Source organism: Microbacterium pumilum (genome assembly GCF_039530225.1).
GTDB classification, from domain to species: Bacteria; Actinomycetota; Actinomycetes; order Actinomycetales; family Microbacteriaceae; genus Microbacterium; species Microbacterium pumilum.
In genome coordinates this window covers 4204354-4221921 of record NZ_BAAAOH010000001.1, presented here as the reverse complement: position 1 = coordinate 4221921, position 17568 = coordinate 4204354, and the positions used below count along the sequence as shown (strand labels likewise).

Sequence of the window (17568 nt, the reverse complement as noted above, 5' to 3'; positions counted from 1 at the left end):
CCGAAAGACACTCGATCCATGACCAGACTCCGCCTTGCCATCGTCGGCGCCGGCCCGGCCGGCATCTACGCGGCTGACATCATCCTGAAGGCGGAGCGCAAGTTCGACGTCTCGATCGACCTGTTCGAGCAGCTCCCCGCGCCGTACGGACTGGTGCGCTACGGCGTCGCCCCCGACCACCCGCGCATCAAGGGCATCATCACGGCGCTGCGCGAAGTGCTCGACCGCGGCGACATCCGGCTGTTCGGCAACGTGCGCTTCGGTGAGGACATCACGCTCGACGACCTGAAGCATCACTACAACGCGGTCATCTTCGCGACCGGTGCGGTGCGCGACGCCGAGATGGCACTGCCGGGCATCGACGCCGTGGCGTCGTACGGCGCGGCCGACTTCGTGAGCTGGTTCGACGGTCACCCGGACGTGCCCCGCGAATGGCCGCTGGATGCCGCATCCGTCGCCGTCATCGGCAACGGCAACGTCGCGCTCGACGTCGCGCGCATGCTCGCGAAGCACGCCGAGGATCTGCTGCCCACCGAGATCCCCGACAACGTCCACGCGGGTCTCGCGGCGAGCGCTGTCACCGACGTGCACGTGTTCGGCCGGCGCGGACCCGCGCAGGTGAAGTTCACGCCGCTCGAGCTGCGCGAACTCGGTGAGCTGCGCGATGTGGACATGGTCGTCTACGACGAGGACTTCGACTACGACGACGCCTCCAAGGCCGCGATCGCCAGCAACAAGCAGGTCATGGTGATCGACCGGGTGCTGCAGTCCTGGCGCAAGCGTCCGTCGGTCAATGACGGCGGGGGAGAGGCGTCCCGCCGCCTGCACCTGCACTTCTACGCCAAGCCGCTCGAGATCCTGACGGACGACGAGGGCCGGGTCTCGGGCATCCGGTGGGAGCGCACACGACCGGACGGCGAGGGCGGCGTGGTCGGCACGGGCGAGATCCGCGAGCTCGAGATCCAAGCGCTCTACCGTGCGGTCGGGTACTTCGGCTCGCCGCTGCCGGGTGTGCCGTTCGACAGACGCCACGGCGTGATCCCGAATCACGAAGGACAGGTGCTGCGGCGCGACTCGAACGACCGCGTGCCGGGCGTGTACGCCACCGGGTGGATCAAGCGCGGACCGGTCGGTCTCATCGGCCACACGAAGTCCGACGCGATGGAGACAGTGCGCCACATCATCAACGACCAAGGCTCGTGGTGGCAGCCCGAGCGTCCCGATGAAGAGGCGATTCCCGCCCTCCTCGCCGAGCGCGGTGTCGAATGGACCGACCTCTCGGGTTGGCACCGGCTGGACGAGCACGAGATCTCGCTCGGGGCTCCGCATGAGCGTGCGCGCATCAAGGTCGTCCCGCGGGACGAGATGATCCGCGTATCGCGGGTTGCCGCGAGCTGAGGCCTCCCACCGGGCAGGAGGGCGCCCCTTGACCGATACGGCGGAGTGGGTGCCCGATGTGCTCGGCGACGGGTTCGAACAGCGGACTCTGCCGCTCGGTCAGGACGACGAGGGCGACGTGGTGGCGACCGTCGTGCGCCACCTGCCGGACGAGCGGCCGCTGTCGCGGCTGATCGGCGATCACCGCCCCCTGGCCGACGTCGACGTGCTCTACATCCACGGCTGGTCGGACTACTTCTTCCAGAAGCGGCTCGCACGATTCTGGGCCGACCGTGGTGCGATGTTCTACGCTCTCGACCTGCGCAAGTACGGGCGCAGCCTGCGTCCCGGCCAGACCCCTGGTTACGTCACCGATCTCGTCACGTACGACGAAGACATCGCTGCGGCGCTCGAGGCGATGGGCCGGTCGGCCGACGGCACCGCATCGGAGCGCCGGCTCGTGCTGATGGGGCATTCGACCGGGGGACTCACGCTGAGCCTCTGGGCGCACCGTCATCCCGATGTCGCGGTGGCCCTGATCCTCAACAGCCCGTGGCTGGAGTTCCAGCTGAGCGGAATGACGCGAGCCGCAATGGCGCCCATCGTGGAGCTCCGCGCGCGGATGCGACCGCTGGTGGTCGCACCGCAGGTCGACCTCGGGTTCTACACGCGGGCACAAGAGGAGGTGGCCGACCCGGAGGACCCGATGGACATCGATCCGGAATGGCGGCCGTCCCAGACCATGGCCGTGCACGCCGGCTGGCTGAACGCGATCCTCACGGGCCATGCCCGCGTCGCGACCGGCCTCTCGATCCCGGTGCCGGTGTGTGTCCTCCTCTCGACGCGGACCGCGATACCCAGTCGATGGTCGGAGGACCTCACGAACGCGGACTCCGTGCTGGTGGTCGACGACATCGCGCGTGCGTCCCTCAAGCTCGGACCGTCGGTCACGGTCGAGCGCATCACCGGCGCCTTGCACGACGTGTTCCTGTCACGCCACGACGCGCGCGACCTCGCCTATGCCCGGCTCGACCGGTGGGTGACGGGATTCCTCGGGACGCGGCATCCCCTCGGCGTACTCGGCAGGTGACGACGGCGCCGCGGACGCCCTAGCGGTAGTTGACGAACTGCAGGTCGACCTCCAGGTCGGCCGCCTTCAGCAGGCGCTGCACCTCCTGCAGGTCGTCGCGGCTCTTGGACTGCACGCGCAGCTCGTCGCCCTGAATCTGCGACTTGACGCCCTTGGGCCCCTCGTCGCGGATGATCTTGCTGATCTTCTTCGCGTTCTCGGACGAGATGCCGTCCTTGATCGTCGAGACGATGCGGTACTCCTTGCCGCTCGCGAACGGCTCGCCCGACTCGAGGCTCTTGAGCGAGATGCCGCGCTTGATCAGCTTGGACTGGAAGACGTCGAGCACGGCTTTCGCACGCTCCTCGGTGCTCGCCTTGATCAGCACCGACTCGCCGCTCCACTCCACGGAAGCTCCGGTGCCCTTGAAGTCGTAGCGCTGCTCGATCTCTTTACGGGCCTGGTTCAGGGCGTTCTCCGCCTCCTGGTGGTCGACTTTGCTCACGATGTCGAATGAGGAATCAGCCATGCGCGGAAGTCTAGCCGAGCGGCGATCGGCGAGCCCGGGCATCGAGCCGCGCCGTCCGGGCGACGAGTCACTCACCGGACGACAGGCCCGGGCATCCGTGTCACAATCTCGGCAACCCACACGATCGAACGGGACCCCTGCATGCAGACCCTTGCTCCGCACCACGACGGCTCGCCGCTGCACGTATCGTCGCTCGAGCCGGCGCTCGGCGACATCGTGCGCGTGCGGCTGCGGGTGCCCGGCGGCTACGGCCCGCTCACGGCCGTCTGCGTTCGCTCCAACCCCGACCACGAACCCGAATGGGCGGATGCCACGCCCGTCGGTGCTGCGGACGGCTGGGACTGGTGGGAGGCCGAGGTCACGGTCCGAAACCCCCGGCACGGCTATCGGTGGATGCTGCGTCACGCCGACGGGCGCGTGGAGTGGCTGAACCAGACCGGACTGCACACGATCGAGACGTTGGATGCCGACGACTTCGCCCTCGTCGCGACTCCGGCGCCCCCGGCGTGGCTGTTCGGCGGCGTGATGTACCAGGTGTTCCCCGACCGGTTCGCGCGCTCCGTGCTCGCTGACGAACGTCCGACCCCGGACTGGGCGGTGCCCGCGAAGTGGGGCGACCCGGTCGAGGGGGCGTCGCCCGCGCGTTCGCAGCAGTTCTACGGCGGAGATCTTGACGGGATCATCGAGAAGCTGGACCACCTCGTCTGGCTGGGTGTCGACATCCTGTACCTGACGCCGGTGTTCCCCGCCAGGTCGAATCATCGCTACGACGCCGCGACCTTCGACCATGTCGATCCGCTGCTCGGTGGCGACGAGGCGTACATCCGGCTGATCGACGCGGCGCATGCCCGCGGCATCCGTGTTATCGGTGATCTCACGAGCAACCACTCGGGCGACACGCACGAGTGGTTCCGCGCCGCGTATGGCCACCCGGGCGCGCCGGAGGAGAAGCTCTATCACTTCACGGATGACGCCAACACCGAGTACGTGTCGTGGCTCGGATTCTCGAGCCTGCCGAAGTTCGACTGGACCTCGCCGGAGCTCCGCCGCCGGTTCGTCGAAGGCGAGGAATCCATCGTCGCGCGATGGCTGAGGCCGCCGTTCTCGACCGACGGGTGGCGGATCGACGTCGCGAATATGACCGGTCGGATGGGGGCGGTCGACGTCAATGCGGAAGTGCGGCAGCTGCTGCGCGCGACCATGGCGCGGATCAACAGCGACACGATCCTGCTCGGCGAGGTCACGAACGACGCGGTGAGCGACCTTCAGGGCGATGGCTGGCATGGTGCGATGACGTATCCGAGCTTCACGCGGCCGCTCTGGGGATGGCTGAGCCAAGACGCCCACGAAGCGCGGTCCCACGTCGATGGTGTGGAGCAGACCGACGCGTGGTTCTTCGGCCAGCCGATCGGCGGCATCCCCCGGTACACTGCGCGCGACTTCGTCGACTCCGTCATCCGCTTCACGGCCGGCATCCCGTGGCGGGTGCGTCTGGGCAACATGCAGCCGCTCGACACCCACGACACCGCCCGGTTCGCGACCCATGCCGCGCCGGGCACGATACCCGTTGCCGTCGGGCTCTCGATGACGCTGCCGGGGCTCCCCGTCGTGTACGCCGGAGACGAGTTCGGCCTGGTCGGTCTGGACGGTGAGCTCAGCCGAACCCCGATGCCGTGGGACGACATGGACCGGCCGGAGGTCGCCGAGCGTCTTGCCCTGTACCGCGTGTTCGTCACCCTTCGCCGCGCTCATCCGGTGCTCGGCACGGGAGGACTGCGGTGGCTTCACGTCGACGACTCCGGTCTGGTCTTCGTGCGTGAGTCGGCCGGAGAGTCGGTGCTGGTGCTGGCCGCACGCGGTGACCTCGACATCGAGCTCCCGTCGGGTGCCATGCCCGGGGCCGCGGAGGCTCAGGCGCTGCACGGCGACGCGACGTTCGCCGTGGCGGATGACGGGGCGGTGCTGCTGTCGGCCGAGGGGCCGGTCTTCGCCGCGTGGATGCTGCCCGGAGTCTCGGCGCCCGCCGGCGACGGCGCCTCCGCTCATGGGGAGCCGTCGCGCGACGTCGTGGACGGCGAGACGCCGACACCCGCCGAGGTCGTCTCGGCCGACGCGAGTGAGGATGCCGCATGACCGAGCCGGAACGTTTCGCTGCGCTGAGCCGCGGTCTCGCCGACGGGGTTCGCGCCGGCGACGGGCTCATCGGCCTCGTACTGCTCGGGTCGGCCTCCGACGAGGGTGCATCGCGTCGCGATGAGTGGTCGGATCACGACTTCTTCGTCCTCGTCGAGGCCGGACGGGGAGCCGAGCTTCGGCCGGATCTGTCGTGGCTCCCCGAACAGGAGCGGCTCGTGCTCACGGCACGCGAGGGAGACATCGGCTTCGTCGCGGTGTACGACGACGGTCACGTCTTCGAGTTCGCGTTCTCGGACGCAGGCGAGCTCGACGGCTCGCGCGCTGGAGACGCGACTGTCGTCGTCGACGACGACGCGGCAACCACGGCGACGCTCATCGCGCAGGCTCGGGCGCGTGCGGCCGCGGCCGACCGGTTCGATCCGGCGAACGACATCCGGCTGGTGTTCGTGAAGCTGCTCATCGGCGTGGGTCGCGCACGGCGCGGCGAGGTGCTGAACGGCGGTCAGTTCATCCGCTCGTGGGCGGTGCAGTGCCTCGTATGCGCGATCCGCGGCCGGTTCGCCGATCGGTCCACCACGCTCCGCGACACGATCGATCCCCTCCGCCGCTTCGAGCAGGATTTCCCCGAGTGGGCGGCGCGCATCGCCGCAGCGCTCGAGTCGCCGGTCGAAGACACCGCGCGGATCCTTTTCAACCTCGCGCGCGAGATCCTCGAGCCCGGCTGGAACGGCTTCCCCGCGAGTGCTGCGGATGCCGTCGCCGCGCGCCTCGGGTGGGTCGATTGAAGGGCGTCGGATGCCGGCATCCGACCTGTCGATGTCATCGTGTTGCGCGGACTCACGATGTGACCGTGCCGAGTCGTCGTGAGCTTCGTAGACTGTCGGGAAACGGCGAGGAGGCTGCATGCGCCCGTTGACCGAAGGCGACGTCCGTGCGTCGTTCGTGAATGCCGCGGACGACGAGCTTCGAATACTGGCTCTGCCGAGCGACTTCGTGCTCGTGGATTGGGATCACCTCGACTTCCTCGCGTGGCGCGATCCGCGCACGCGGGGCCGGGGCTACGTCATCGTCGAGGTCGACGGCCGAGCCACGGGGGTCGTGCTGCGCGCCGCCGAGGGCACCTCCAGCGCCCGCTCGGCGCTGTGCAATCTGTGCCACACGATGCAGCCCGCCGATCAGGTGTCGCTCTTCACTGCCCGAAAATCGGGTGCGGCGGGCGCCCACGGCGACAGCATCGGCACCTACATCTGCAGCGATCTCTCGTGCCACGAGACAGTCCGCCTCGCCGCCCCGCTCGCGCCGAACGAGGTGCGTGCCAGCGTCGACCGTAAGATCGACGGCACGCGACGACGCACCGAGTCGTTCGTCGAGTCAGTGCTTGTGACAGCGGGGAGCCGGATATGACGGCAGGTGTGGTGGTCGTCGGCGATGCGCTCATCGACGAGCTGCGGGACGACAGCGGAGTGCGGGAATTCGTCGGCGGAGCGGCGCTGAACGTCGCGGTCGGGCTGACACGGCTCGGCATCCCGGCGACGCTCATCGCAATGGTCGGCGACGACGCTGCGGGTTCCCACATCCGCTCATATCTCGAAGACTTCGGCGTCGAGCTCATCGCGACCCCGTCTGCGCTCGGCAGCTCGCGAGCCGTCAGCACGCGCAGCGGCTCGGGTGAGCCGGTGTACGTCTTCAACGATGCGGCGAAGGGTCGCCGCATCCAGTTCGGCGACGCTGAACTGGCGGCGATCACGGATGCCGACATGGTCGTGGTCAGCTGCTTCCCCTTCGACGACGAGGCGCAGACGCAGGAGTTCGCGGATGCCCTCGCCGCCTCGAACGCGCCGTACGCGATCGACCCCAATCCACGATCGGGGATGCTTTCGGATCGGGACGCGTTCGTGGCCGGATTCGAGAAGCTGGCAGCCGGCGCGGCTCTCGTCAAGGTCGGCGAAGACGACGCGATCATGCTCTACGACGATCCGCTCGACGCGTTGCGCGACCGCCTGGTCGGGCTCGGCGTGCCCGCTGTGCTCGCCACACAGGGTTCCGCAGGCGCGACGCTCGAGGCAGGTGAGATCGTCGTGACGAGCCCGGTGTCGTCCTTCCCCGGCCGGATCATCGACACGATGGGTGCGGGTGACGCCGCGCTCGCAGCCACAATCGCGGCGCTTGTGCAGGGCACGCCGTCGACCGATGAAGCATGGGGGGCGGTGCTGCGTTCCGCGATGGATGTCGCGGCCGCGACCTGCCGTTTCGAGGGCGCCCTGCTGCGGACGCCTTCGGCTCTGCGATCTCTGGATCTCGACAGCATCGGCACTTAGCCCCTCGGTTCCGAGCACTGCGCGACACAGGGTACGATTGTTGATCGCGCCTCCGGTCGACTGGAAAAGCTGGACGGGGGCGCATTTGGCGAGTTACCCAAGCGGCCAAAGGGATCTGACTGTAAATCAGCCGTCTTAGACTTCGGGGGTTCGAATCCCTCACTCGCCACAAACCCGAAATGGCCCGGAATTCCGCAAGAGTCGCGGAGTCCGGGCCATTCTTCGATGTCGAAAGTGTTCCGCCGATCCCCACGGAAACCCCACCCGGTGATCGGGTGAAGTCCGTTACCCGAGGTAGCGTTGTCGCGTGACCTTGAGTGAAAACGTAACTTCTCAGACAGCATGGACTCCCGAGGGGGACGACCTCATAGTCGAGGCCGACAATCTCGACTTCATTCGGACGCTCCCCGACGAGAGCTTTCGAGTGATCTACATAGACCCGCCTTTCAATACCGGTCGGACCCAGCGCCTGCAGTCGCTGAAGACCAGCCGATCGGCCACCGGTTCGCGGGTGGGTTTCAAAGGTCAGACATACGACACAGTCAAGGGAACCCTCCATTCCTACGACGACGCATTCACGGACTACTGGGCGTTTCTGGAACCGCGACTACTCGAGGCGTGGCGTCTGCTGACCCCGGATGGCACCCTGTACCTGCACCTTGACTACCGCGAGGTCCACTACGCGAAGGTAGTCCTCGACGCGATGTTCGGACGCGAGAGCTTCCTAAACGAAATCATCTGGGCCTACGACTACGGCGCGCGATCAAAGACGAAGTGGCCGACGAAGCACGACAACGTGCTCGTGTACGTCAAGGACCCTGAAAACTACGTCTGGAACGGTCAGGATGTCGATCGGGAACCGTACATGGCTCCAGGCCTCGTGACTCCAGAGAAGGTTGCCCTCGGCAAGCTCCCCACAGACGTGTGGTGGCACACGATTGTGCCGCCCGCAAGCAAGGAGCGGACGGGTTACGCAACCCAAAAGCCGGTCGGGATCATTCGACGAATGATTCAGGCCAGCAGTAGCGAAGGGGACTGGATTCTCGACTTCTTCGCCGGCAGCGGCACAACCGGCGCTGCGGCACGGCAGCTCGGGCGACGATTCGTCTTGGTCGACAGCAACCCAGAGGCGATCGCCGTCATGCAGCGACGACTGGACGACGGCGCATTGGACTCGCAGGTCACAATCGTGCACAATCCGGAGAGTGCACCTAGACCCAGCTGAAGATCCTGACTTCGCAGTGATGGCCGCCAGCGCGGCATCACTCGCTCTTAATTACGTCGCGGCCGATGACGATCCATGGTTGGGCAGTCCATTCGAGTGGATCCTGAGGGTGCCGTCGCGTACTAAGGGAGCGATCGGCGAGTTGCTTGTGCAGGAATGGGCGATCGCGAGAGGTCTCGATGTTCGCCGCTCGCCGTCGAGCAACGCGGATCGGATAATCAACGGTCACCGTATCGAAGTCAAGATGTCCACGCTGTGGCGGTCGGGCGGCTTCAAGTTTCAGCAGATACGCGATCAGGACTACGACCACTGCCTGTGCCTCGGCATCAGTCCATTCGAGGTCAATGCCTGGTTGCTCCCGAAGGACCTGCTGCTGGAATATGTGATCGGACACATGGGACAGCACACAGGTGCCAGTGGAAGTGACACCGCGTGGTTAGGATTCCAGGCGGACGATCCTTACCCCTGGATGGCGCCGTACGGCGACCGTCTCTCGACAGTCGCGCAACTGCTGACGGACGCCGGCGACGGTCGGTTCTGACGCTCAACCCAAGCGAGAGGAGCCACCCGGCTGGGCGACCCCTCTCGGCGCTTGTCCACGGTCTCGTCAGACCGTAGACTTCCGGGAGGTTCTCACCAACCCTCAGGCCAGCGCAGGCCTGTACCTCCTCCGAGGCTGCGACTCACAGGAACTGGAATTCCTGTTGAGCCGGTAGGCCGAGATCACCGCGTCCGGCGATTTGTAGACCTCGGCCACTCCCTACACGGTCATCACGACTCCTCGCTAGCCGAACTGGATGTCTCCGAGAGGTTGTAGCCCCTCGGACCGAAAAGATCGCCGAACTTGCCGATCAGATGCCGTTCGACCGCGCGACCGAGCGCGTTGTTGAACGAGTTGCGAGGGTTCGCATTCCACGAATCAGGGATGCCCTTCAACTCTTCGAACTTCTGGTAAATCGTGTCGCGGTCTGCCGGACGACCGATTGCGTTGACGACCTCAGCTACCCAATCTGTCGAAGGAACGCGCTTGCGGATGGGCGGCGGCTCAAACGGGTCGTTGACAAGGCGGGGCGGCTGGTCGGGCGTGTAGATGAAGTCGAGGTCTTGTGCCTCCGCATGAAAAACTTCCTCGTTGTCGTCTCTGAGTACGGCGGCGTCATCCTCACTGGGCTCTCCAAGCAATGCCTCGATGTTCTCGATGGCTCCTCGGAGATGTGTCAGCCGCTGTGCGACGTCTGTCAGCTCGTCCTGCAACTCGGACGCGCGCAGCTCAGCGCCATGTCGCTCGTGGCGGAGGGTGTCGAGTGTCGTGCGGAGCGGATCCTGGTCCATGTCTTGGAGTGTACATGCACCCACACCCAAACTCCAGCGTGTCGGAGCGATTTCCACAATTGGTGTCAACCTCCACGTTTGCTGTGCACCTAAAGTGTGTCAAATAGAGGGGTTGTGGTGTGCCACGTGTGTGCGTTACCACATACCTCCGACACCGCGCAGAGGGATCGCTTGTACGGGCGGGGTGGCACTTAGCGCGTCGAGGCGGTCCATGTCGTGCGTCCCTACGAAAAGGTGCATGTAGGTCGAGTACGTGAGTTGGATGTTGCTGTGGCCCATCCACTTCGCCACGTCGTGGATGCTGTAACCGGCTGCGGCGCAAGCGCTCGCGAAGTAGTGGCGGAAGGCGTACCAGACGACCGGCTCGATGCCAGCGGCGATCATCGCAGGCTGGACGTACGAGCGATAGACGCTCTCGTGGCGGAACGGCGCGTCGTAGCTCAGCGGCGCGCGGTGGTCGCCGTGGCCACCCTTGCGCCTCCCTGGCCACAGGAGCGCGTCGGGGTCAGCCCGGTAAGGGTGGGCGGCGATGTGCTCGCGGAGCGCCAGCAGGAGGCTCGCGGACAACGGCACATCCCGGCGACCCGCCTGTGACTTCGGGGTGATGTAGCTCCAGCCCTCGCCGGGTGCGAACTGCGCCTGGCGACGGACCTCGACGTGGCGGTGCATGAAGTTGATATCTCGAATACGTAGCGCCTCCAGCTCGCCGGGGCGCACTCCGCTGTACGCGGCGAAGCGCACGACCAGCGCGTAGACCGGTTCGCGCTCGCCGACGTGCTGCATGATCGCGGCGACCTCGGCAGGCGTCAGGAAGATAGGCTCCTCGCGGCGCGCGGTGGGCTTGTCGATGACGGCGCAGGGGTTCGCGTTGATCAGCCGGTGCTTGAGCGCGTAGCGGAACACCTTGGACAGCGCGATGACGATGCCGCGCCGGGTGCTCGCTGACAGCGGCTCCTTGGTCTTGGCGGACACCTTGACCTCGAGATCGGCCAGCCACGCCTCCACGTCCAGCGACGTGATCGTGTTGATGCGCCGGTCGCCGAACGTCGGGTGGATGTGCAGCTTGAGCGCGTCCTCCAGCCCGCGCCGGGTCTTCGGCTTGAGCTTCTTGCTCGCATCGAGCATCGCGTCTGCGACCTCGCGGAACCGCTTGGCGTTCTTCACCAGTGCGTCGGTGCTCTGCCCGTCTGCAAGCTCGTTCTCGATTCGGTACGCGAACCGCTCAGCCTCGCGCTTGACGGTGAACGTGCGCTGTCGATACTTGCCGTTGTCGCGCCAACGCGCCTCGTACGCGATGCCGTCTGCTCGTTGGACTTCTCTGACGCTTGCCATGGGGTGCTCCTTGGTGGGGATTGCGAATTAGCGGTTGCGGGCGACTTGCACGATGTCGTCGGCGCGCAGGGTGTGGTCTTCGGGCATGGCCCAGGTGGGCTCTGTGGACGCCTGCCACACGAACCGGCAGTAGAGCCGGATCCGCGTGCCGTTGTGCGGACGTTCGACCCGAACGACAACGGCAGGATGCTCGTGGCTCTCCATGACGATGTGTCCGGGTCGCACGTCGGCCGCGCGCACGGCTCGGGTGCGGGGTGTGAGTTCGTGCGCGGTGGACATCGGTCAGCCCGCGACAGCCGCGCGGAAGGTACGCGTCACGGGCAGGTCGCCCAGCAGTCGTGCAGGGACGGATGCGCCAGAGCCGGTGTTGCGCACGTACACGCGCACACGCCCGTCTGCAAGCGGGGTCACCGCCGTGACGACGGCAGACTGGATGGACTGCGGCAGACCTCCCGTCTGCGAACGGCGCTCGCGGAGGAAGACGGTGTCACCGACTTCCAGGTCTCCCACGGTGACGACGGCTCCAGGTGTGTAACTTGCCATGGTGTTGCTCCTTGCTGGTTAGGCGGCTTGTGCCGCTTCGATTTCCTTGGTGGGGTCGATGGTCAGGCGCTTGTGCACCTTCGCGACGGTGTTGGCGTTCCACTGCCCGCCTGTCGCGGTGGTCAGCCCCTCGGCGTTGAGGGCGTCGGCAGTGCCGGCCAGGGTCAGCGAGGCCCTGAGCTCAACAAGGCGTGCTCCCGTGGCGGGGTCGAGTGCGGACGGGAAGCCGAACGTCTTGCCCTGGCGACGCGCGGCTTGCATCGCGGCGGACGTGCGCTCGCCGATGATCTCGCGCTCCCACTCAGCGACGGACATCATCACGTTCGCGACCAGCTTCCCGGTGGGCGTGCTGGTGTCCACGCCCAGGTCGATGGCCACGACAGACCACTTCCGGGCGTTCGCGAGCTTGAGCAGACCGGAGAAGTCGTGCACCGACCGGCTGAGGCGGTCGAGCTTCGCGACGAGCAGACCGGCCACATCGCGCTTCTTGGGGTGCAGGCGGGTGAGCGCGGCCTGGAGCTGCGGACGGTCGAGCGACTTGGCCGACAGCCCCTCGTCCACGTACCAGACCACATCCCAGCCGTGCGCCGTGGCGTAGCGGGTGATTGTGTCGCGCTGAGCCTCCAGCCCAAGGCCAGACGTGGCCTGCTCCTCGGTGGACACTCGCAGGTAGCCGATCATCGTGGTCATGCGCTCTTCTCCTGGCTCGTGGGGTGGATCCGGGTTCGGTCGTACAGGTCGCCCTCGATGTGGTGGAGCTTCGCGCGGCTGACCGGGTGACGTGCCATGTATACGTACGTGCCTTCGTTGAGGTGGATCTCCCATCCGGCATCATGCAGAGCGTCGGCGAGGTCGTCGTCCGCCCCGCCTGGGAAGAACGCGTCTCCGGACGACGGCGGCTCAAACTCGTCGAGGATCACCTTGAGGGCCGCGAACGTGTCGGGCTTCTCGTTACGGATGCGCGCGAGGGTGGCGTCGTACATGGCCCAGTAGCCGTCGAACGAGGCGTTCATCGGTGGCCGTCCTCTCGTTCGATCTGCGTGTTGAGCTGCTGGATGCGCTCGCGGATGGGCTGTGTCTCGCTGATGGGAGCGTTGGCGTCCATGAGATCGACCAGGTGATCGCGCAAGTGTCCGCGCTCACGACGAGCGGAAGTGGTGCGAGTCAGACGGCGTGCATCTGGGCGTGTGTCGCTCATCGGTTCTCCTCGGCGTCGGATGCGGGGTGAACCTGCTCCATATGCTGGGCGTCCCATCGCGGGTGGAGCGGTGCCCAGGTGTCCTCGCCGGGGATGAGGCCCAAGGTCTCGCCGGTGTCCCAATGCACGTGCACGGTGCCCGCGTCATCGATCAGCTCGACCGTGCCCATCGCGCCAGGTTCGAGCCGTGTGTACTCGTCTGTCGTGGCGATGAGGCAGATGCGAGCGCCGGGGAGGGTGACGCCATCCACGCCGACCTCCTCCGGGCTCTGCTCCTCGTTGTGCGACATCGCGAGGAGAGTCCACTCTTCGGTCGTGGCGCGGGTGACGCCGACGCCATCGAGCAGACCGCCGTGGCGGGCGAGGAAGGCATCGACTTCCTCGCCCGCCCAGCCGTTGTCAGCCATCAGGTACTCGCGTACCTGACGCTGTGTCGGGTTCGCCATACTCAGACCGCCTCGACGGTCTCGGTGGCGACGGGTGCCACAGCCGCGTTGGCCGGGCGACGGCGAGCGGGCTTGCTCGCGGGCTTGGGCATCACGGCGTTGATCTTGGCCTGCGCCTTGGGGCTTACCTTGACCGGGGCTACCTTGTCGGCGGCGTCCTGTGCCTTGGCCTTCTCCTCAGCCGCTTTCTGTGCAGCCCTAGAAGCCGCTGCCGCTTCACGCTCGGCGCGAGCCTTTGCCTTTGCAGCCGCCTTCGCTGCACGGTCCTTCGCGGCCTGAGCCAGTCGAGCCTGGTTGGACTCGCCCTTCTGGAACGTGCTGCGGAGCTGGCTACCCAGGTACACGCTCATCGGGTCGGCCTTGTAGCCGGTCTGCTCCTCGATCCATGCCGCGTAGGTGGCGATGAGGTCGCTGACCTCGGCGGGCACGCGGTGGGCCAGGGGAGCAGTGGGCTGGGTCTTCTTGGAAGTGGTCATTGCCGTTCCTTCGGTCGTGTCAGTCGAACATTTGTTCGGTTGTTGACGAGAGCTACTATCGCCTACTAGGTCCCCAGTAGGCAAACTGCTCAGTACGACGGCGAGTCATGGTGCATTCTGCTCCGGTGCGAGCTTGGCCTAGGGGCCAACGGGATGGCCGTACCCCACCGCTACCCCTCGGGAGCGGGCTTCTTGTGGGAGCGGCCATCCTCGTGTGGCTCCGGGTCAGCGCTGCCGCCTCCTCGTAGGCGTGCTCATCGTCGCGGTGCCGTTGCGAGGGGTTTTGACGATCCGCTTGAGGTTGCGCTGGCGCTCGGCTTCCTTCACCCGCTCGACCTCGGCCTCTTCGTGATCGGTCTGGTCGTTCATCGCCTCGACGTCATCGCTCCGGAACGAACCGACCGGCCGATCGCTCGTCGGGGCGTCCAGATCTGCATAGTCAGCGGTGGGCGGTCGCTTGGGCTGGCCGGCACCCGGACGCCGGGTGCGCTGCGACTGTGCAACCTCAGCGGTCAGCGCGCGGTCGTGGCGGTTCTGGATTGGCGGCTCGTCGGGGCTGAGCTTCGCGCGCGACACGATGACGTCCTCGATCACTTCGGCGTCGATGACGTTCGAGTCTTCGGTGAGTGCCTGACGGTGCCACTGCAGCTTCTCGAGAAGATCCTCCTCATAGCCGTCGTCGCCCGGTTGCAGAACATCGACCAGGGCTTCCATCGCGAAGTCCTCGAAGGTCTTCTCGCGCGGCTTGCCGATCATGTCGATCTCGACGGACTGCTTCGCCTCGAATGCACCCGTGACCTTGAGCGCGTGCTTGATCGCCTCAAGCTGCACCTGTGGCGGCATCTCATCGTTGAATGCGATGGCATGCAACTTCGCCATCAGCGGGTCGGCCTGGCGCAACGCCCTCACTCGCGCGGCGTCAATGGCTGCGGGTGTGGCACCGCCGTGTGAGCGGCATCGGCTTGAGTTCCGCAACGCACGCGATCGACACGGACCTCCATGCTTCGTCGGTGCGTTGCAAAGCGGGCGATCGGCGAAAGCTTCGACCTCGTTGTTGTTCTTCATGACTTCCACTCCTTCTCCATCAGTTGTTGATCAATCACTTGCTGTCGGTCGTCCCCTTGGGTCATGTCCCGTGTGTGACCCGTGCGACCCCGTAAACGGGTATCGCGGGTCACTACACCGGGTCACAGTGACCCGCCATCCCGGGGTCACGGGTCACGGGTCACGGGTCACCGCCCGATTCACGCTGATTCGCGGTGCGCAACCCCTCAGGAGTGAGGCGATATGCGAGATAAACTCGGAAGTTCCGCGCTCGACCCGACGCGCCCACACGCGCCTCGTAGCCGAACCGCCCGACGAGCTGGCCGTAGTAGATCGCCTTCTCGATCAGCGATGCCGCCGTCGCAGTTGCAAGACCGCGCTCGCCGGATTCCTCGATGGCGGCGTAGCACTCAGCGCGCGACCGCTCTTCACCATCAGCCAGCAATTCGACCAGCGCGGCGTAACCGGCAGTCAGTCGAGGAGCGACCTCCAGGCCGCGCTCGGGGCGCAGGATTGCGTTCTCATAGGCGTCCCCGCCCTCGATTGGATGGCCCATCACTCGACCTCCTCTGTGGTCTCGACCAGGAAGTAATGCGACGGCGAGTTGCGCGCGGTGCCCTCGCGCTCGACGCGGAACGTGCCGTCAGCGAGCAGAGCGTCGATCCGGGTTTCGAGCGTGGGCTTACCGACGCCCTGACCCGAAGTGGCGTCCGCGAGCTTGCCCTTGCCGATGCCGGGATGATCGCGGACGTAGTCGATGAGCATCTGATCGGCGGCGGAATGCTTGACGACCGATGAGGTCTTCGAGAACTGAAGCTTGCTGGCCGCACGATCCTGGAAGTCGGTGTTCGACTTGTCGGCGTAGTACTCGCTGGCCGACATCGCGGCGAGCTTCTCGAGAACGAGCGACGGACCGCACGACACCGGCAACAGTTGCAGCGCGCGACGTTCGCCGTTCTTCTGCTTCTCCTGTACCAGCCCGACGCGGTCGTCCTTCAAGGTCTCGACACGGACGTGGGCACCGGCTCGCATTCTCAGCTGGTCACCGCCACGCGCACGCTCGCCTGACGCGTTGGTGTGAGCGCCCAGGACGACAGCGATGTCGAGGTAGCGAGCCAGGGCGCGGAAGCCGCGCGTCACCAGCTCCATCCCCTCGCCGTTCTCCTCGCCGTTCATGTACTCCACGACAGGGTCGAATGCGACGGCGACGACACGCTCGCCGCCATGTGCCCGCTCGAAGTCGCGGACAGTCCGCACGACTCGCGCCACGCCTTCAGGCGTTGTCATGTCGATGGGCGTTGAGACGTGGCCACCGGGAGCCATCTCGGGGTTGCCGTGGTACTCGTCCCAGGCGATGATGCGGTCCTGCAGTTGCTCCAGACCCTCGCCCTCAAACAGCAACGTGGCGCCACGGGTGACGTCATGACCGTGCCATGCCTTGCCCGCGCGTATGTGCCGGAGCTGGTCGTTGATCACGAACGTCTTCTTGGACCCCGGCTCGCCGAAGAAGTCCGAGAAGAAGCCGACCGGCAGCCAGCCCTCGATGGCGTACCGTGGCGGCGTCATCGCGAGGATGTCACCGTCCGAGTGCACTTCCGCGATCAGTGTTGTGCGGGCGTCCTCCTCGGCCATGAACAGCGCCACGATGGCGGCGTACACTTCGTCGGCTTCGGGGTTCTTCGATGACGCGTCTTGGATCTCGGCGCGGAGCATGTCGGGCGTGACTGCGACGAAGCCGCTCTCCTCGTCGTACTTGCCGACGACATCAGCCGCGTCTTTGCCCTCGACGGGGTAGACCAGCTCAGCCTCGATGCCGGCTACCCGGCGAACCGACTCGTAGACCTCCAGAGCGTGCTTCTGTCCCGGCTTGGTCGCCTTGTCGTCATTGTCGATGACGATGGCGATGGAACCCTTGAAGCCGATCAGATGCTCGGCGTGCGGATCGGTCCAGCTACCGGCGCCCTGATGATTGCAAGTGGCGATGGCACCATATGCGGTTTCGAGGGCGAGCACATCTTTCTCGCCCTCGACGATCCACAGCCAGTCGTCCTCGGTACCGTGCTCGACCATCTCGGCAAGCTCGGGCAGGTGGAACGGAAGCGGCTCGATGCTATCCATGTTGTTGATCCACTGACCCCTATGTGCCGGGTCCGGACGGCGCTGGCTGAATGACTTCGGCTCCCAACGGGTGACCTGGTATTGCAGGACGCCGTCCTCGTCCTTGTAGTCGTATCTCGCCACGACCTTCCGCTGCGGTTCGAGGTCGCGCTTGGTGAGTCCGAGCTTCGTGACGATCTCGGAGTAGGTGCAGTTGGCATGACAGGTCGCCACGACCTTGCCCTTGTCACCCCATCCGACTGACAGCGACGCATGGTCGTCGTCATGGGCGGGACAGCGCGCCTTGTATTGCTGATGGCCTGTGTGCTGGATCGAGTCCGCATCCAGCCTGTCGAGCCACATCTGTAGCTGTGGCGGTACTTCGGTGCTCATGGAGCTTCCTTCGTGAAGTCGTGTGATGTGCATGAGCGCGCTTGCCTTGGTGG

General features: G+C 66.1%; 21 protein-coding genes and 1 tRNA gene. 9 read left to right on the top strand and 13 right to left on the bottom strand.

Going from position 1 to position 17568, the window contains the following annotated elements; genetic code table 11:
• Positions 1-18 precede the first annotated feature (18 nt).
• Positions 19-1398: an FAD-dependent oxidoreductase gene (locus ABD188_RS19020; RefSeq protein ID WP_344066106.1), complete on the top strand. Its 1380-nt coding sequence runs from the start codon at positions 19-21 to the stop codon at positions 1396-1398.
• A 28-nt stretch (positions 1399-1426) separates the two neighbouring features.
• Positions 1427-2467, top strand: coding sequence for an alpha/beta hydrolase (locus tag ABD188_RS19015; RefSeq protein WP_344066104.1), 1041 nt, complete (start codon positions 1427-1429; stop codon positions 2465-2467).
• Positions 2468-2486: 19 nt separating this feature from the next.
• Here ABD188_RS19015 and ABD188_RS19010 read toward each other — a convergent pair whose 3' ends face one another.
• Positions 2487-2975: a YajQ family cyclic di-GMP-binding protein gene (locus ABD188_RS19010; protein WP_194413071.1), complete on the bottom strand. Its 489-nt coding sequence runs from the start codon at positions 2973-2975 to the stop codon at positions 2487-2489.
• A 141-nt stretch (positions 2976-3116) separates the two neighbouring features.
• Here ABD188_RS19010 and ABD188_RS19005 point away from each other — a divergent pair, with 141 nt between their 5' ends.
• The 7 genes from ABD188_RS19005 (at position 3117) to ABD188_RS18975 (ending at position 9195) form a co-directional block, all read left to right on the top strand.
• The gene (locus ABD188_RS19005) at positions 3117-5108 is read left to right on the top strand and encodes a glycoside hydrolase family 13 protein (protein ID WP_344066098.1); all 1992 of its coding nucleotides are present in this window, start codon (positions 3117-3119) and stop codon (positions 5106-5108) included.
• On the top strand, positions 5105-5896 hold the full coding sequence (locus ABD188_RS19000; protein ID WP_344066095.1) for a hypothetical protein: 792 nt from the start codon (positions 5105-5107) through the stop codon (positions 5894-5896). The genes ABD188_RS19005 and ABD188_RS19000 overlap by 4 nt, the downstream gene beginning before the upstream one ends.
• A gap of 118 nt (positions 5897-6014) precedes the next feature.
• Positions 6015-6515 carry an FBP domain-containing protein gene (locus ABD188_RS18995; protein ID WP_344066093.1) on the top strand — a complete coding sequence of 167 codons (501 nt, stop codon included), beginning with the start codon at positions 6015-6017 and terminating at the stop codon, positions 6513-6515.
• Positions 6512-7429: a PfkB family carbohydrate kinase gene (locus ABD188_RS18990; RefSeq protein WP_344066090.1), complete on the top strand. Its 918-nt coding sequence runs from the start codon at positions 6512-6514 to the stop codon at positions 7427-7429. The genes ABD188_RS18995 and ABD188_RS18990 overlap by 4 nt, the downstream gene beginning before the upstream one ends.
• A gap of 87 nt (positions 7430-7516) precedes the next feature.
• Positions 7517-7598 (top strand) — tRNA-Tyr (locus tag ABD188_RS18985).
• 138 nt (positions 7599-7736) lie between these two features.
• Complete coding sequence (locus ABD188_RS18980; protein ID WP_344066087.1) at positions 7737-8654, top strand: DNA-methyltransferase; 918 nt, start codon at positions 7737-7739, stop codon at positions 8652-8654.
• Positions 8655-8673: 19 nt separating this feature from the next.
• A complete protein-coding gene (locus tag ABD188_RS18975) occupies positions 8674-9195 on the top strand; it encodes a hypothetical protein (RefSeq protein WP_344066083.1) in 522 nt (173 codons plus the stop codon).
• A gap of 230 nt (positions 9196-9425) precedes the next feature.
• Here ABD188_RS18975 and ABD188_RS18970 read toward each other — a convergent pair whose 3' ends face one another.
• The 12 genes from ABD188_RS18970 to ABD188_RS18915 form a co-directional block, all read right to left on the bottom strand.
• Entirely contained in the window at positions 9426-10043 is a 618-nt protein-coding gene (locus ABD188_RS18970; RefSeq protein ID WP_344066080.1) for a hypothetical protein, read from the bottom strand.
• 78 nt (positions 10044-10121) lie between these two features.
• On the bottom strand, positions 10122-11318 hold the full coding sequence (locus tag ABD188_RS18965) for a tyrosine-type recombinase/integrase (RefSeq protein WP_344066078.1): 1197 nt from the start codon (positions 11316-11318) through the stop codon (positions 10122-10124).
• A 27-nt stretch (positions 11319-11345) separates the two neighbouring features.
• Complete coding sequence (locus ABD188_RS18960) at positions 11346-11597, bottom strand: hypothetical protein (RefSeq protein ID WP_344066075.1); 252 nt, start codon at positions 11595-11597, stop codon at positions 11346-11348.
• A gap of 3 nt (positions 11598-11600) precedes the next feature.
• Positions 11601-11861 carry a hypothetical protein gene (locus ABD188_RS18955; RefSeq protein WP_344066072.1) on the bottom strand — a complete coding sequence of 87 codons (261 nt, stop codon included), beginning with the start codon at positions 11859-11861 and terminating at the stop codon, positions 11601-11603.
• 18 nt (positions 11862-11879) lie between these two features.
• Positions 11880-12551: a recombinase family protein gene (locus ABD188_RS18950; protein ID WP_344066069.1), complete on the bottom strand. Its 672-nt coding sequence runs from the start codon at positions 12549-12551 to the stop codon at positions 11880-11882.
• Positions 12548-12874 carry a hypothetical protein gene (locus ABD188_RS18945; RefSeq protein ID WP_344066067.1) on the bottom strand — a complete coding sequence of 109 codons (327 nt, stop codon included), beginning with the start codon at positions 12872-12874 and terminating at the stop codon, positions 12548-12550. Before ABD188_RS18945 ends, ABD188_RS18950 begins: the two co-directional genes overlap by 4 nt.
• Entirely contained in the window at positions 12871-13059 is a 189-nt protein-coding gene (locus ABD188_RS18940) for a hypothetical protein (RefSeq protein ID WP_344066065.1), read from the bottom strand. Before ABD188_RS18940 ends, ABD188_RS18945 begins: the two co-directional genes overlap by 4 nt.
• Complete coding sequence (locus ABD188_RS18935; protein WP_344066063.1) at positions 13056-13505, bottom strand: DUF4314 domain-containing protein; 450 nt, start codon at positions 13503-13505, stop codon at positions 13056-13058. Before ABD188_RS18935 ends, ABD188_RS18940 begins: the two co-directional genes overlap by 4 nt.
• 2 nt (positions 13506-13507) lie before the next feature.
• Positions 13508-13981, bottom strand: coding sequence for a hypothetical protein (locus ABD188_RS18930; RefSeq protein ID WP_344066061.1), 474 nt, complete (start codon positions 13979-13981; stop codon positions 13508-13510).
• 225 nt (positions 13982-14206) lie between these two features.
• Positions 14207-14860 carry a hypothetical protein gene (locus ABD188_RS18925; protein WP_344066059.1) on the bottom strand — a complete coding sequence of 218 codons (654 nt, stop codon included), beginning with the start codon at positions 14858-14860 and terminating at the stop codon, positions 14207-14209.
• 346 nt (positions 14861-15206) lie between these two features.
• Positions 15207-15584, bottom strand: coding sequence for a hypothetical protein (locus tag ABD188_RS18920; RefSeq protein WP_344066058.1), 378 nt, complete (start codon positions 15582-15584; stop codon positions 15207-15209).
• The gene (locus tag ABD188_RS18915; protein ID WP_344066056.1) at positions 15581-17515 is read right to left on the bottom strand and encodes an AAA family ATPase; all 1935 of its coding nucleotides are present in this window, start codon (positions 17513-17515) and stop codon (positions 15581-15583) included. The genes ABD188_RS18920 and ABD188_RS18915 overlap by 4 nt, the downstream gene beginning before the upstream one ends.
• Positions 17516-17568 lie beyond the last annotated feature (53 nt).